The sequence below is a fragment of the Lysinibacillus sp. CD3-6 genome (assembly GCF_006351725.2).
Lineage (GTDB): Bacteria > Bacillota > Bacilli > Bacillales_A > Planococcaceae > Lysinibacillus.
In genome coordinates this window covers 210055-227179 of record NZ_CP085880.1, presented here as the reverse complement: position 1 = coordinate 227179, position 17125 = coordinate 210055, and the positions used below count along the sequence as shown (strand labels likewise).

Here is a 17125-nt window from a genome sequence, read left to right as displayed (position 1 = left end):
TTTCCATGTCAATTCGAAAGAAACTATACATTGGATTTGGTACAATTATTCTCTTATTACTAACTATCTCCTCAATCTCTTACTATCAACTGAATCACATTAATAATTTAAATAAAGAGCTATTTGAGAACCGCGTTTATAAACTGATTCAAATCGATAAAATCCTTACCGCCGCTGCTTTGCAAGGAAACTATATTCGTTCATATATGCTCGAACCAGATGACGTAACAATACAAAAGCTTGAGGAACAGGAGCAACTAATCCAAGCTAAAATAACAGAGCTTGATAAAATATTTACTAGTGAAACGACACAAGAGCAAATGAAAATTATTAAAACGAACCAAGCCATTTTTGAAAAAGCAGCATTAGAGATTATTAATACATATAACCCAGATGATTTACAATCTGCTATCGACATTCTTAGGACAAGAGCACATCCTGCAAGAGAAGCAATACAACAGGCAGTCCATGATATTGCCCTTTACGAAGAACAACAAATACAAATAGTCCGTGCTGAGTTGTCCAATGCGGAGAACGTCAGCTCTGTTATCGTTCTAAGCATCTCCGTCATTTCGATTATTTTCTCCTTCATCGTTGTATTCTTTATGACACGAGCTATTACAATTCCAGTTAATAAACTAGCCACAGCGGCAAATGTAATTGCTACTGGAGATTTACGTCAAAAAAATATAGAAGTAAAAACAAAAGATGAAATTCGAAATTTAGCGAACTCATTTAATGTCATGAAATTTAATTTACGCTCGCTTATTAATAATGTTGCAAAAAATGTTGAGTATACTACTTCTAGCTCAGCAGAATTATCGGCAAGCACTGATGAAGTTTCTTTATCTTCTAGCGACATTGCAAAGCGTATACAATTGATGGCAAAGGACGGTAACCAAGCTGTCATTACAGGTCAGGAAACCTCTAGTGCCATGGACGAAACTGCTCGCGGTGTTCAACGCATCGCTGAAGCAACGCAAATGCTCCATTCGAAGGCAGTCGATACACAAAGTGTTGCAAATAACGGTGAGAAAATGTTACAAACAACTGAAAGTCAAATGATGGTTATTCAGCAATCCTCAGATAAGACGAATGAACTTATTAAACAGTTAAGTACACAATCAGCTGAAATTGAAAATATTACAAAAGTTATTACTGATATTACCGATCAAACTAACCTACTCGCCCTTAATGCAGCCATCGAAGCTGCACGAGCAGGCGAACACGGGCAAGGCTTTGCAGTCGTAGCTGATGAAGTACGTAAGCTTGCTGAAGAGTCCAAAATATCCGCTAACCAAATTATCAATTTAACTACAAATATTCAGCAAAACACAAGAGAAGTAGAGAAGGCAGTGGGCGTAACAGTGCAAAAAGTTGATGAAGGCGTTACTTACATTCATGATGCCCAAACGGCTTTTAATAAAATAATGGACGCCATTGAACATATGGCATATGAAATCGAAGACGTTTCCGCTTCCACACAGCAAATTTCTGCAGCTACAGAGGAGGTTGCTGCATCAGTTAACGAAATGTCATCCGTGGCAAAAAATGCGGCCCAGCAATCTGAATTAATAGCTGCTGCCATTCAAGAGCAGGCAGCAATCATTCAAGAGGTTAACGATGTTGCGAAATCATTAAGTGATGAGGCAATAACCCTTCAAGAAGAGATCAATAAATTTAAAGTCTAAAAGCAGGCAAAAAAGAAAAAGTGTTAGATTGATTGCCATCAATCTAACACTTTTTTGCCGTAAAAATGGTTATCCGCTCCGATGAATACTTTTCGCTTCAACTACCGTGCTCTAGTTTCTAGTTCTTTATCACTGATATAGTCTGCTCCCAGCGTCTTGAAATTCTTTTGCCTTTTCCTGCATCCCTTGATGAATAGCTTCTGTCGTATTTAAATCTTTTTCTTTCGCATAGTTACGAATATCTTGAGAAATTCTCATACTGCAAAACTTAGGACCACACATCGAGCAAAAATGTGCCGTTTTTGCTCCTTCTGCTGGTAAAGTCTCATCATGATATTCTACAGCTCGCTCTGGATCTAACGATAAATTAAATTGATCACGCCAACGAAACTCAAAGCGAGCCTTTGAAAGAGCGTCATCTCGCTGCTGGGCACCAGGATGACCTTTAGCTAAATCCGCTGCATGTGCCGCAATTTTATATGTGATAACACCTACACGAACATCTTCTCTATTTGGTAACCCTAAATGTTCCTTCGGTGTTACATAGCACAGCATGGCTGTTCCAAACCAGCCAATCATTGCAGCACCAATTGCTGACGTAATGTGATCATAGCCAGGCGCAATATCTGTTGTGAGAGGACCCAATGTATAAAACGGTGCTTCTTTACAAACTTCCAATTGCTTGTCCATATTTTCCTTAATAAGATGCATTGGCACATGCCCAGGTCCCTCTACCATCACTTGTACATCGTGCTTCCACGCAATTTGCGTTAACTCCCCTAGCGTTTCAAGCTCTGCGAACTGCGCCTCGTCATTGGCATCTGCAATTGAGCCAGGTCGTAAACCATCCCCTAATGAAAAGGCTACATCATATGTTTTCATAATGTCACAAATCTCTTCAAAATGAGTATATAAGAAGTTTTCTTGATGATGGAATAGACACCACTGTGCCATAATCGAGCCTCCCCGCGATACAATGCCCGTTACACGATTAGCTGTAAGCGGTACATAGCGCAGCAACACACCTGCGTGAATCGTGAAGTAATCAACCCCTTGTTCAGCCTGCTCGATTAGCGTGTCCCGATACACCTCCCACGTTAAATCCTCGGCAACGCCATTTACCTTTTCAAGCGCCTGATAAATGGGTACTGTTCCAACAGGCACAGCGGCATTCCGAATAATCCATTCACGAGTTGTATGAATGTGCTTACCAGTAGATAAATCCATAATATTATCAGCACCCCATCGTGTTGCCCATGTCATTTTTTCAACTTCCTCAGCGATGGATGAGGTTACTGCTGAATTCCCAATATTAGCGTTAATTTTTACATGGAAGTTACGACCGATAATCATCGGTTCTGCCTCTGGATGATTGATATTAGATGGCATGATAGCACGGCCCGCAGCAATTTCCGCACGAACAAATTCAGGTTTTAAATTTTCACGAATCGCCACAAATTCCATTTCTGGAGTAATAATTCCTTGTCTTGCATAATGCAGTTGAGTCACATTGCGGCCTTTTTTCGCACGTAAAGGTTTGCGAGAAAGGTTCGGAAAAACATTTTCCTTTATGCGCGGGTCATCCGCGTTGCGGAAGCCATTATCCTCAGGCTTAATGGTACGTCCCTCGTACTCCTCTACATCGCCCCGTTCTTTAATCCACGCACTACGCAAAGCTGGCAAACCTTTTGTTATATCCACTTTGTAAGTAGGATCTGTATAAGGGCCACTCGTATCATATACCCTTACTGGTGCATTCTCCTCTTCACCAAAGCTACCTGTTGTGGGGCTTAGCTTAATTTCACGCATTGGCACTAAAATATCTGGTCGTGTTCCTTCTAAATATACTTTTTTACTCCCGTCAAAGCTTGTCATAATGTTCATGTTTTTTTCGCTAACTGTTGTCATTTACTATTCCGCTCCCTTTTTCGTAAATTATGAAAAGGACCGAATCTAGCCCACTCCAACAAGTAGCATTACAAACAAAAAGCCGAATCCAAAAAATATTGGATCCGGCTGTACATGTAAGGTTACATTTATCGCAAAGTATAAGGAGTGCGAAGTTCATTAACTTTCCCACGCTGGTATGAGCCAGATCAGGTCCAAAGGGTCAAGAAACCTCAATGCGTTTCCCTCTCAGCCCGACTCATCGGACTCCCCTAGTTAAGCTATTCAGTTTGATGCTAGTGTAACAGATATTCCTAATAGATGGAAGTCATTAAGTAAAAAGCATTTCTGCCAAATAAATTACAATTGTTACTGTAATACAGCTAACAATCGTCGAAAAAAGCACTGTTTGTGCAGCGGTTTCTGACCCTAAATCATATTCAAGCGCTAAACTCGAGCTATTACGCGACGTTGGGAATGCACTTGCAATAAAGAGCGATTGGGCCACAACACCCTCTAAGCCGAGAACAAAAATTATAAGTAATGCAACGGCAGGTCCTACTACTAAACGTGTAAAACAGCTGACAAACACAGTTTTATTGAACATTGATTTAATTTCAAGCTGAGATAGCTGTGCACCAAGCGTAATAAGAGCAACAGCGATAAATCCATCAGCAACGTGGTCAATTGGAATACGAATAAATTGGGGAATGCCAATATTAAAGAAATTCATTGCTACACCTATAATGAGCGCATGAATAATCGGCATTTTTAGAAAGTCCTTCACAATGGCCATGCCTGACTTTGTTGAAGAAATTAAATTATATAAACCATATGTATAGGTCGTTACATTTTGAAAAATAACGAGAATAACTTGAATTGCCACCCCAATTGGTTGTGTCACAAAAATCATTTGTGCCACTGGAATACCATAGTTGCCAGAGTTAATAAGGACAACACTATTTTTAAATACAGCTGCCTCGGTTTTCTTTAAGCCTAGTCCCTTAGCTATAAAGTGACCAAGCAACATCTGACTCCCAATAAAAAGCACAATAAATAGCGCCACTTCACCTAGCACCGATAGTTCCACACTTGTTTCATATAAATTTACAAACACAGCTGCTGGCATAAAACAATATGTAATAAGCTGAGATAGTGCTTTTAAGTTAAATTGAAATTTCTTTTGTAAAAACGCACCAAGTACAAGCAACACCAAAATAGGTGCAACAATTTTAAAGAAAATCATACCGAGATACATCATGTGAGGCGACCCCCTTTCATCTTTCTATAGTAAAACTGTTCGCAAACTAGGTCAATGCCACTCTCGGCTCAAGCTGTTGCTATAAAAAGAGGCTGTCCTTAGAAAAGGACAGCCTCAATCTCAACTTATCTACAAAGGATATTAAAGAAGTTTTATCGGCGATTTCCCACAGGGTATCGGCGATTTCCGAAGAAGTATCGGCGATTCCTCCACGTCTATCGGCGATTTCCATGATTTTATCGGCGATTCCTACTACCTACTACAATTTAAAAATCATTAAGCAAGTTTAAATCGGTTCACGACTTCTTGTAGTTCTTTAGAGATTTGGTTCATATTATTAATAGATTCTGCAACCTTTTGCATTTCTGCCTGTTGATCCACAGCAGATGCACTTACTTGCTCTGCAGAAGCCGCAGTTTCCTCTGAAACGGCAGAAATACTTTGAATTGCTGTAATTGCCTGATCTTTTTGCTCTAGCATTTGTGAAAGGTTTGATAATAACTCATTAATTGACGTTGCAATAGAATGAGAAAGCTCATTATTATCTTTAAAAGCTAGCTCTGTATTTTGCACTGATTCATTTTGAGCTTGCATTAAATCTGCATTTGAAGCGATAACAGACACCGTTTGATTTGCGTCTTCTAGAATGCTAGTTACAGTTTTCTTAATAATCTCTGTTTCGTTTTTAGACTGTTCCGCTAGTTTACGAACTTCTTCTGCTACAACTGCAAAGCCTTTTCCATGCTCTCCCGCACGAGCAGCCTCAATACTTGCATTTAATGCTAATAAGTTAGTTTGCTCCGTTATTCCTTGAATAGAGACAATAATTTGGTTGATATTTCTGATGTTACTAGATAAGGATTCCATCTGACCTTGAATACGGACATTCATTTCGTTCGTTTCAGCATTTCGGTCACGTAAACTTTCAACTTCTTTCATGCCCTGCTCTGTAGAAGCTTTTGTTTTTATCGACAGTGCATCCATTTGCTTGGAAAGCATTGTTATTGCGTCAATTTGCTCAGATAAATCAATCATTCGATAATTCGTTTCTTCCGTATCCTCTGATTGTTTCGAAGCACCTTGCGCAATTTCATTGATAGCTACAGATACTTCCTGATTAGAGGCGACAATTTCATTAAATGCTTCATTCACATTATGTGATGATTGATTAAGTATTGTAGAAGAATTTAGCACTGTATGTATAGCATCATTCGTTTTGTCCAGCATATTATTATAGGCTAATGCAACAGCACCAATTTCATCTGATTTGATATGTTTTTCGTCTATTTTTTTCGTTAAATCGCCTTCTGCAGCCGTTTCAATGGATGCTCGTAAAACTTTCAAAGGCTTTAACTGTTTAAAGATAAACATCGCACTGGCAGCAGCCATTAAAACAACCATAATTATTGCAGCTACAATCGTAACGATGAGAACTTTATTATACGTTTCTAATATTTTCGTTTTAGGTAAAACTAATTGTACGGTCCATACTTCATCGATATTTTCTAACTTCATTGGAGCAAAGGCGTTATATGATTTTTCGCCAAGTTGCTTGGAATCTACATAAAGACTATCTGCTACACCATTGTCCATGGACTGTTTAACAGTTTTCCAATCAATAGCGTCCTGCATATTGGTCCCATCTAACTTTTCGTTAATACTATTAACTGTTAACATACCTTGATCTGTAATTATGCCTGCGTAACCACCTTCAGGCTCAATAGAATTGGCTAATTCCTTTAAAAAATCGATAGATAAAGTGGCCGATAAAACACCGAAATATGTACCTTTACTATTAACTAGTGGTACTGCAATAGTCGTCATTGAAATGGTATTACCATTTACATTAAATTCATACGGTTCCGTTAAAATCGCACGACCTTCTTCTTTTGGGATTCGATACCATTCAGCACCATTTTTTTCATCAAGCCCAACTACAGGATTAATAATAGTTTGGTCTTTCCCTCTTGTTAAATAAGGTATAAAGCGATTTTGTTGGTCAACTAAAGCAGTGTCTACAGTTGGCGCAATTTTCACTGTGTTATTTTCTAAAATAGCCCCTACACCTAGTAAATCCTTATTGTCGTCTAGGTTATTTTGTAATATATCCATTACATCCTCTGTCGATAGTTCACCCTTGCCTTGCATTGTTTGAACAATTCGTTTTGTCGTTTGTAATGTATCATTTACTTTCTTAAACCGCTCGCTCATATTTGCTGCTGATAGTTCTGCATTTTGCAGCGTTGCGTCTTCTGAATCATGTATACTCTGATTATAAAGAATCATACTTGTTACCAATGTATAAGCAATAAATAACACGATAAATAACCCTATTATTAAAGATGAGAGTTTTAAAGCTATACTTTTGGATTTTTTCATACCAACACCTCCATTTTCATTAAACAATAATAATGTATGGACCTATGTTTCACAACAAAAAACAATCTTATTTTACCAAGACAATTAAAATTTTCTATTAAAATTCACTATTTTTAGACAATAAATTGATACATACATCCATTTATACTAAATTTTGTTATTATTCTATTCGTTAAACTTCTATAGGCATTTGGAATAACTACATTCTAAATGCCTATAGATAAAAGCTTATATATCTAAGATAATACCTGCTCTCTTTATAACTCCAACAGTTTCGGCAACTCTCCCTTTAGTATTTATGATATAGTACGTTATAAAAAACGAACAACCTTTTTACCTATTAACCTAAAATATGCATAAAAAATCCTTAAGCTATGATAAAATTAATATTATTAAAATAGGAGGTTTGCCCGTATGAAACATAAAAAAAGCCTAGCCTTGCTTGCTCTAGTAGCCGTTCCATCCCTTATTTATACTACACCTATAACGTCTGCATCGGCTGCCGATACTTCGACACATGCAAAGACGGCATACATATACAATAATAATTATTACTATAATTCCAATGTGCAGAATGTTATACAGCTTATTTCGAACATTAATGATACATCATTTGCGTTTCAGGCTTACTTAGAGGCGGCAATTAAAGCCTACAATGCTTTAACAGAAACTGAAAAACAATATGTTACAAATTACTCGACGCTATCAAATCACCAACAAACAAGAGTAAATTATCGTAGACTAGCCGCACAAATCGAAGAAAAATTGGCATCTGTCGACTCTACTTCTGTTAACTATTATCAAAATGTTATTGAAACGAGAGATTGGTACAACACGTTGAATGCTGCCCAAAAAACTTTTGTCAGCGCTGAAACACAAAGAATATTGACGTCATCGATTACACCAAATACTTCAATTGATAAAGTTGTAAATAAAATTCAACTATTAAATTCCTCTCGTCTTAGCTTCCATAAAGATGTAGCTGAAGCTCGCGCAGAGTATAATGCATTAAGAAAATTCTCAAACGTTTCTTTGCCTACAGGTATTGAACAGCTTTTACTAGATGCTGAACACGTCGTTACGATGGATAAAAGCGCTGCCAAAGAAGTCGAAAATGCCATTGCAGCTTTATCACCAAAAACATCTACGACGCACGATGTACAAGCAGTAAAAACAGCCTTCGAAGCATTGACACCTGTACAACAACAGCTAGTGCCAAATGTATGGATATTAGTAGACTATGTAAAAGGAAAGTATAAGCTACCAGCTAAAGGCGGCAACACAATCAAAACACCCGAATTATCAGACTCAGCCGCAATACCAGGTAAAAATACGCTAATGTCGAAAAGTCGAAACACATATAAAGCAAAAATCAATGTCGCTGATTCTGAAAATGACAATGAACGCTTTGTATTAACAACGAAAGCGAATATGGCGGTCATCATCCCACCATTGAATACGCTTGTTAATGAGGATTTTGGCGTAATGGATGTTCAGCTTACAAGAAATTTAAACCGCATTACGTTCCAAGCAGTATTAAACAAAATGCCCGTTAAATTCGAGGCAAATATTGAAATCATTTTAGAAAATATACCAGAGAATGCTTCCATCGTTCGAATCAATGAATTTGGTGACCATGAGCCTGTATCCTATACGGTCAATGGCAATCAATACATCATTGAAACGCAAACTTCTGGTACGTTCCAAATTATTAGAAATTAAATAAAATGAATCCCACACCTCTTTCGAGTCACTTCAAAGAGATGTGGGCTTTTCTTTTCTTCAACAAAAAAACACTAGCTATCTTTGTAATAGCTAGTGTCTTTTTATTGATTTATTGTGTTCTAGGCTGAATTAATACGTAATCTAAAGCTCCTGGATCTGAAGATGCTTTAGCATACACAATATTTCCATACTTATCTTTCGTGAACAGATAAATTCGTTGATCTTTTTGGAATACATTCGTTGAATTTGGATCACTACCTGTTTGGATTGCTGTAAAGGTCTTCGCAGAACTTGCATCCGCAGGTGCTGTAATTTTCCCTTTACCGTAGGAAACAATTGCTCCTCCAGGTATATACGTAAAGTTATTACTATCTGCATTTGCAATAACATCTTGAACATTTTCAGGCGATAAATCATATCCTTTGTTCAGTACTGCGTAGTAATAATGCTGATCCCATGTAATATCGGCATTTAGATTCGCAACGACTTCAAGCTTCTTAGAAATATTTAAATTACTTGGGAATTGCGTATCTGGTAATAATGTAGCAGTAGTAATTGTATTCTCTTTTGTTGGATATTTGTACTCTGCTCTATCCTTACTAAATGTCCAGCCGCCTTTATCTTTCGCAGTAGCATTGACGCTAATGTCAAAGCTTTGTTTTACTTCACTATTGAACGTGATAATAAGCTTACGTGGCTCCCAATCCCTAGTACCTGTAATATCAAGCCAACTTTGTGTGTAAGATGGTGTAATAGCAGTCGTTGTACCTGGTTCTACTAATTTAAAATCAAATCCAGTATCGATTGCCTCTGAAAATGTCACTTCAAATGTTTTACCATCAAGTCGTTTAAAGATAGGATCTTGAACTTTTGGTGGTGTTCCATCCGAGAAGAATGTATATTTCATCACACCATTGCCACCCCCACCAGGCGTCAAGGTTATCGGTTTATTTTGCTTCTCATCAAATGTATAAACTTTTGATTCTGTGCCTTTTTGTAGCATTGTAACGTTATTATAGCGATCTTTTACAGCAACATATAACTCGTACTGTTGATGTGGCGCAAGTGTTAAAGAAATCTCATTTGTATCTTTACGCATGCTGCTCGTAATTCCTTTAGCCATTACCTCTTCTGGAGTTGTAGGTGCAGGTGTGGAGTCGCCTACATTGCGAAGAACATAGTAATAAGAACCGTCCTCGTCTGACATAAATCTGAAGGTTGCTTTTCTGTCCCCTTCCGCCACTGTAATTGACGTATTGTCGATAACTGGTGCAGTTCGGTCATCAATTACATGTTTTGTTTGAATATCTGAGACATTCCCTGAACGGTCTCGTAATACCATATAAATCGAATAGCTCTTAAATGGATCTAAAGGCGGAATTGTATTCGGTAGCGGAACTGTCACCTTTTGCTTTCCTAACTGCGCTGGCTTATTACCGCCACTTCCGATAATCGGTATATCTTTGCCTCCTACATTAAATTCCTTTGAATTTAGTTGCACAGCTTCGATTAATCGTAGTCGGTCATCTCGTGTTAAATTTAGATCCGATTCCATAATTAAATAATGATATGTCCCTGCTTTTGTTGCATTGAATTCAACAAGTGTCTGATCTTTAGCAGCGTTAATAGCAGGCTCACCGATAATCGTTAAATATGGCCACTCACCATCTCTATGAATATATTCGGCCGTATTACGCGGAACACTATTCACTGGTGTATTATTTATATTTTCAAATTCATTATCAGCTAAATCTTTTACATTTGGAGAAATCGTTACGACCAAGTTATCTCCATTAACGAAACCTGTTAAAGAAGGAATTGTGAAAGTTAATCTTTTTTGAGCCTTATTATAGACAACTTTTTCTGGACGGATTGGTTTTTGTAATCCTTGGTTAACTATACCTGTCCCTGTCAGTTCATAGTTTTCTACTTTTTCAGCAGAAGTTATATCTAACTCTTCACTTACCGTTACATAAAATTCATTTTTAATTTCATCTTGTAACACGAGCTCTCCGCCAACAATGTATGGAGGAATATTATCTAAAGCTCCTGTTTTAAACTCTTTGATCGCTTCTTTTGGAATTGGGTCTACGGAATAATTGCCCGACTCATCTTTCATGACTACATAAAGTTGATAGGATTCTTCAGGGTCTAAACCTGTTAGTAATCCGTCAACTTTCAATTTCCCAGCTTCTACTTTCCCCTTACCTGTTGGTTTAGCAACAATATCAGCGGTTGTTGGATCTGCAGCCGTCGTTTTTTTACGTACATAGTAGTAGTACTCTCCTGGTTCACTCGCATTAAATGTAAATTCTGCACGTGTCCCACCATGTAAAGGGTTTACCGCTAACGATTTGACGACTGGTGGCGATGAATCTTTCATTTGGAATGACTGCGATTTAATATCCGACGTATTTTTCGCTCCATCTACTACCATTACATAAACAACATATTCTTTTTTCTCGCCTAAGTTAGTCACTTTAAACGTATTTTTACCATTGACGGCTGCAGCCGTTCCACTTGCTACATTATCAGTAGATATACGATTGACCATCTCGCGTTTTGTTGGGACTTCAGCGCCCTTTTCACGAACAATATAGTAGTATGTTCCGACTTTATCTGAAGTAAAGTCTACTTGCACATCGCTGCCATTCAATACGCTTACATTGGTAATATCGATTAATGGTTTTGTTTTATCTGCTGGCTTCGAATTGTCTATATCATCTTTATCGATTGGTTTACCATCTGGGTCTGTAATATTGCCTATGTTATCTTTATCATCTAAAAAATCATCAAAAATATTATTTGGCCCTTCGTCTTTTGGAAGAATTACTTTGTCAATATACGTGTAGTCACCAATATCAATCCAACCATATGCATTATCTACATAAAGCGTACCTACACGACCATCTATATAAAGCTCTAAATCGGTATAGCTATTGTAATTAATCCAGTCGATATTGCCCGTTCCATATATCGTTAGCTTCGTTTCCGTATCCAAATTTAGCGTACCGATATTGCCTTGTATCTCGAATTCACGTACATTTCCAATAATATCAACACGAGGTAGCTTTTTATTTGTTTCAATTTTTGTACCACTTTGAGACACAACTAGTCGTGATACCGTACTATTGTAAAATTCAATATGCTTTTCAACATTTTTCATCGTTACTTGATCTTTTGACCAGTTTTCAAAAGGCTTGTTTTTATCTGGATTTTGATTTGAATCCGTCCAGTTTTGCAAATCGCTCGACGAGTTGCTATTCGATGAGCTTTCTCCTTCTTGCTTATCAGGATTAGACCAGTTAATAAATGAAAAATTATTGCTTGCTACACGGCCGATTGCTAATGGCTTATAGTAAGAAACATCTAAATGTAACGGTGGGCGTACTGTTTCATTGACTAACATTGTGCCCGTTAATGTTACATTCGAAAATTCAATATAATTCCCATTTACAACGATTGTGCCACCAAAGGATTTATAGTCTCCATCAAAATGTAAAAACCGTGAACTCGTACCACTTGCATTCAACGTTAACTTTGCGACAGAATAAAGTGTTTTGCCTGAGAGGTCTCCCTCAATAAATGCCCCCTTTAGGACATCTGCATTATATTCATTGAAAATATGTGAAAGGCTTTCTGGTACTGTATACGGTTCAGCATTTATGTAAACAATATCATCTTCAACACCCGTAATCTTATAAGTTGATGCATTGCTTTTTTTCTCTTGTGAACGAACAATAAAGGAAGCAATTTGTCCTCGCGTTACTGCATTGAATGGAGAAAATGTGACAGGTGTTGTTCCTTCTGTAATTTGTAAATCTACTAATGTTTGAATATAGTAGGCATTACTCGTTTGGCTATTTACATCTTTGAAACTATGGTTAAAATTCGACGCTACTTCGAATTTAAAGCCAAGCACTAAAATTTTGGCTAATTGTCCTCGTGTAATAACTTCATTCGGCATAAATGAACCACTTGCATAGCCAGACATAATCCCCGCATTTTGTAATGCTGCTACATATTTATAATATTCATTGCTCTTTGGAACATCTTTAAAATATGGATCTTGTACATTTTTTAAATCTAGCTTTAAAACCGTTGCAAGCATTTTTGCTGCTTGACCGCGCGTTACATTTTGATTTGGTCGAAATGTTTTATCTGCAAACCCACTAATTGCACCTTGAGAGTATAATTTCAAAATATTGTCGTAGTGACTTGAATATTGGTTAATATCTACAAATGGTGATGTAGCTGCTGCTACTTTTTGTGGTGGTGGTACAACAACAGCAATCCCGCTAGTAGCAAAAACAGTTGCAATAAGTGCTTTGTTCACTTTTTGGATTTTTGTTTTATCCATCTCACTCTTCCTTTCACATATAATGAGTACGTAAAATCATCATACCCTTTATATCGACAGGTAGATAGTGAACCTTCATAGTATTTCTAAAATTATGGAAGAAAGTCATAGACAAAATAAAAAAGCCAAGAAGCATCGGTGCTCTCTTGGCTTTCCCAAAATATAGGCATACATCATATCATACTTGTTCTGTCATAAGGGAAAGGGGGATAACCTTAAGTCTTGCCAAGTTGATCGAGAGATGTGTCCCGAGTTTACGTATCATTTACAACAATAGCTTGCCCAAATTATCGTTCTATTATTCAAATACCCATAATCTTAAAAGGTAAACATAATTACAATTAGATTTTTTAATTTACAAAAGTTCTATCGGCGATTTATGGGCTCTTGCAGGCGATTACGTAATTTTATCGGCGATTTCCATGGGTTATCGGCGATACACCCACTTCTATCGCTATTACCACCATTAATACCCATCTATATTCTAAATATTTTTACTTTTATTGTTATTGTGACATATAATTTTCTGATAAATTAATTTATAATAAAAATTAACATAGGCAATCTAATGTATCTTCTGTTATAATACTGAATAAAATAAACATAAACTGTATTAATACAGAATTTTATAAAACACGCTTTTCGCACTATGGGGATAATGAGAAAAGCGCTACTAATGCTTCTTACATGACTGCATTGTAGCCTACACAAAAAGGGGTTGGAAGATTTGGGTATTTTAAAGGGGTTAAAAATTCTCGATTTTTCTGCATTACTACCAGGGCCTATGGCAACGATGATTTTTGCCGACCTAGGTGCGGAGGTCATCCATGTGGAATCCTCCAAACGCGTTGATTTAACGCGCATTATGCCTCCCTATGATGAAAATCATGAGGCATATATTCATCAGCACTTAAATCGTTCCAAAAAGTCACTTACATTAAATTTGAAATCGCCAGAGGCTGTAGAAATTGTAAAGTCACTTATACAGGAGTATGACGTAATCATTGAAGGTTTTCGGCCAGGGGTTATGCAACGACTCGGTATTGGCTACGAAGCGTTAAAAGAAGTCAATCCAAAACTAATCTATTGTGCTATTACAGGCTATGGCCAAACAGGTCCATATAGCAACCGACCTGGACATGATAATAATTATTTGGCATTAGCTGGCGTGCTCGACTATTCTCGCCATAAAGATAAAAAACCTGTCTCCATGGGGGTTCAGCTTGCAGATATTGCTGGTGGTACAATGCACGCTGCAATAGGTGTGCTTGCTGCCGCTCTTCACCGAGAAAAAACAGGTGAAGGTCAGTATGTCGATATTAGCATGACCGATGCTGTTTTCTCACTTAATGCCATGTACGGCTCTGCTTTTATTGGCGGTGGCCGTGTACCTCAGCCTGAACAAGAAATTTTAAACGGCGGTAGCTACTATGATTTTTACAAAACGAAGGATGGGCGATTTTTCTCAGTGGGCAGTCTAGAGCCACAGTTTCGTAGGCTACTATGTGAGGCACTTGATATTCCAGAACTTATTGATAATACATTTAATGATTCTTACTATACACAGATTCGATTTAAAGAGGCCGTGCATGACGCCTTTTTGTCGAAAACCTACAACGAATGGCTCGAAGTCTTTAATGAAAATTTCGAAGGTTGTGTTGAACCAGTGTTAACTTTTCCAGAGGCATGCGAGCATCCACAATTACAAGCTCGTGGCATGATTGTGGAAATTCCGAAAAATGATGGTACAACGCAAAAACAAATTGCATCTGCCTTTAAATTTGATGGGGCCAATCCAACGTACAAGCATGTTGGTGCAAAGCTAGGCGAGCATAACGAAGAAGTATTATCAGCACTTGGCTATAGTTCTGAACAAATCATGGCACTTCAAGAAAAAGGGGTTTTAGAATAATAAAGCGTATTGGCTAAAGGTAGCAAGAAGTTCATTCTTGCTACCTTTTGTCATTTTTTTAAGTCATAGTGTCAGGCACTCAAACAATTTATACTAGTTGATTGGAGTGGAGGGCGGCGACTCCTGCGAGAACGCACGCAGTGTAAGACGCAACAAACCGCGCGTTAGCGAGGGTTGCGGCTTACTGTGTGCCCGCGGAAAGCGTCCGCCCGTAGCGGTAATCAACGGTAGCAGGAGTCCTGGACATTTATTCAAATAAAAAAGACTATAGACAAACCCGAATCTGTTCGAGTTTGTCTATAGTCTGGAGTGTCCACTCAAATCAATATTTGCCTTCATAGCACACTCTTTTTCCCGTTATACATACGCACTAATAAATTCTCGCAATTGGTTAAAATGCTCCTCGACGAGTAAATATTTTTTATAAACCTCGATTAATTTCTCAAATAACTCATACTGCTCAGTGACAAACAGGATTTTTAAAATATTAATCATATGCATGGAAGCGCTCTGTGCAACTAAAAAATAAGGGGCATCAGGCTGGCGATAATTTTGGCGCCATTCTTCCACTGATAGACCAATATGCTGTAACGAATTGTTTACTTGAAGTGCTATATCTTGCTGCATCGATGCCTCAATAGCAATTAATTGCTCATTACTGTAGTTTTGCTGTACTAATGCTGCATTTATTTTTTTATTGGATGCAAGGCCATGTTCCTTTAAGAGCACTAACCCCTCTTGGTAACGTTCCAATCTGACATAAGTATCTAGTAATACGGCATACAGATTTTCTAAGTAATTCAAATTATAATTTTTTATTATTGCAGGTGGCGTTGGTTTTCGATTTGGGAGTAAGTCCTTGTACTCTAGCAAAATCTCAATGGCATAATTATTAAGTCGTTCATCTTCTAATAAATATTCACCATAATGAAGGACCTTTTCATAATCCCGTTCTTGATGAGCAATCTGCCATAAAATATAGGCAATCAAAACCTTTTCTTTTTCTGTTAAGGCATACATAGAATAACGCCAATCCGCCTCAAAGGAAGTAATCAATTCTTTAATGCATTGATAATTTCCCTCTGATAAACGGTAATGTGTGACAATTTGATATAGACGAAGCTGTTTTTTCGCTAAACAGGACAAATTACATTTATCCACATGAGTTATACACTTATCCAGAGTTTTTCTATAATTATACACAAAGTTATCCACATGTGCATAAGTAATTGTTGATGATTGTTCAAAATGACTCATTATTTCATGGATAAATGTGAATTGTTCCAGAGGTTTGTGGATAAGCAGTGAATAAACTTTTTTCATAAAAAGCCAGTGCCAAAACAGTGTCTCTTCTTTATAAATCATATGCACAAAATAATCATCTTCAAATTTATATAAAAATATAGTTTGTAGGTCATTTACAGGTAGCTTGACCTGCCATCTCTTTCCGAACACAAGCCAGACTAATCGCTCTAAGTCCATTGTATGCTGGGCAAAAAGTTGCTCAAAAAAAGCTTGCTTCCCTTTTTGGGTATAGAAAAAGGCATTAAGTCGGTCATTCACATATTTTGCATCCAAGCCATGCTCGTTGAAAAATAGCTGCAACTCTGGTGATACACGTCCCCAATATTTTCGAGCTGTCGAAAAGGCAATGTTCATCGCCGCTTCTTTATTTACTAAAAATAATTGAGGTGATAATGCAGTACCCAATATTTTGGGATCTTCTTGTGGAGTGACCTCGGCCTCCGCCCATTTTGAAAGTAACTTTTCAGCGCCATTTTCACCACTTTGTCTATATGTTATGAATAATTGCTCATCACAGTCCAGCAGCATACAACCAGAGCCCCCTATCAATTTCACGCAACAAAGATCTTCCCCTAACATGCAAAAATATATTTCTCAACTTTTTC

8 protein-coding genes and 1 riboswitch are annotated in these 17125 nt (G+C 37.5%); of the genes, 3 read left to right on the top strand and 5 right to left on the bottom strand.

The window, feature by feature from the left end:
* Nucleotides 1-5 precede the first annotated feature (5 nt).
* On the top strand, nt 6-1691 hold the full coding sequence (locus FH508_RS01035; protein ID WP_228134340.1) for a methyl-accepting chemotaxis protein: 1686 nt from the start codon (nt 6-8) through the stop codon (nt 1689-1691).
* Between the two features lie 129 nt (nt 1692-1820).
* Here FH508_RS01035 and thiC read toward each other — a convergent pair whose 3' ends face one another.
* The 3 genes from thiC to FH508_RS01020 form a co-directional block, all read right to left on the bottom strand.
* Nucleotides 1821-3599 (bottom strand): phosphomethylpyrimidine synthase ThiC, encoded by a 1779-nt coding sequence (gene thiC / locus FH508_RS01030; RefSeq protein WP_228134339.1) that lies wholly within the window; start codon nt 3597-3599, stop codon nt 1821-1823.
* Between the two features lie 148 nt (nt 3600-3747).
* A riboswitch (TPP riboswitch) is annotated at nt 3748-3862 on the bottom strand.
* Between the two features lie 47 nt (nt 3863-3909).
* Nucleotides 3910-4839 (bottom strand): AEC family transporter, encoded by a 930-nt coding sequence (locus tag FH508_RS01025; RefSeq protein WP_228134338.1) that lies wholly within the window; start codon nt 4837-4839, stop codon nt 3910-3912.
* 276 nt (nt 4840-5115) lie between these two features.
* The gene (locus FH508_RS01020; protein WP_228134337.1) at nt 5116-7218 is read right to left on the bottom strand and encodes a methyl-accepting chemotaxis protein; all 2103 of its coding nucleotides are present in this window, start codon (nt 7216-7218) and stop codon (nt 5116-5118) included.
* 414 nt (nt 7219-7632) lie between these two features.
* Here FH508_RS01020 and FH508_RS01015 point away from each other — a divergent pair, with 414 nt between their 5' ends.
* Entirely contained in the window at nt 7633-8940 is a 1308-nt protein-coding gene (locus tag FH508_RS01015; RefSeq protein WP_228134336.1) for a hypothetical protein, read from the top strand.
* A gap of 112 nt (nt 8941-9052) precedes the next feature.
* Here the strand turns inward: FH508_RS01015 and FH508_RS01010 are convergent, their stop codons facing one another.
* Nucleotides 9053-13303 (bottom strand): S-layer homology domain-containing protein, encoded by a 4251-nt coding sequence (locus FH508_RS01010; RefSeq protein WP_228134335.1) that lies wholly within the window; start codon nt 13301-13303, stop codon nt 9053-9055.
* Nucleotides 13304-14030: 727 nt separating this feature from the next.
* Here FH508_RS01010 and FH508_RS01005 point away from each other — a divergent pair.
* A complete protein-coding gene (locus FH508_RS01005; RefSeq protein WP_139859538.1) occupies nt 14031-15215 on the top strand; it encodes a CaiB/BaiF CoA transferase family protein in 1185 nt (394 codons plus the stop codon).
* A gap of 357 nt (nt 15216-15572) precedes the next feature.
* Here FH508_RS01005 and FH508_RS01000 read toward each other — a convergent pair whose 3' ends face one another.
* A complete protein-coding gene (locus FH508_RS01000) occupies nt 15573-17048 on the bottom strand; it encodes a hypothetical protein (RefSeq protein WP_139859536.1) in 1476 nt (491 codons plus the stop codon).
* Between the last annotated feature and the right edge of the window lie 77 nt (nt 17049-17125).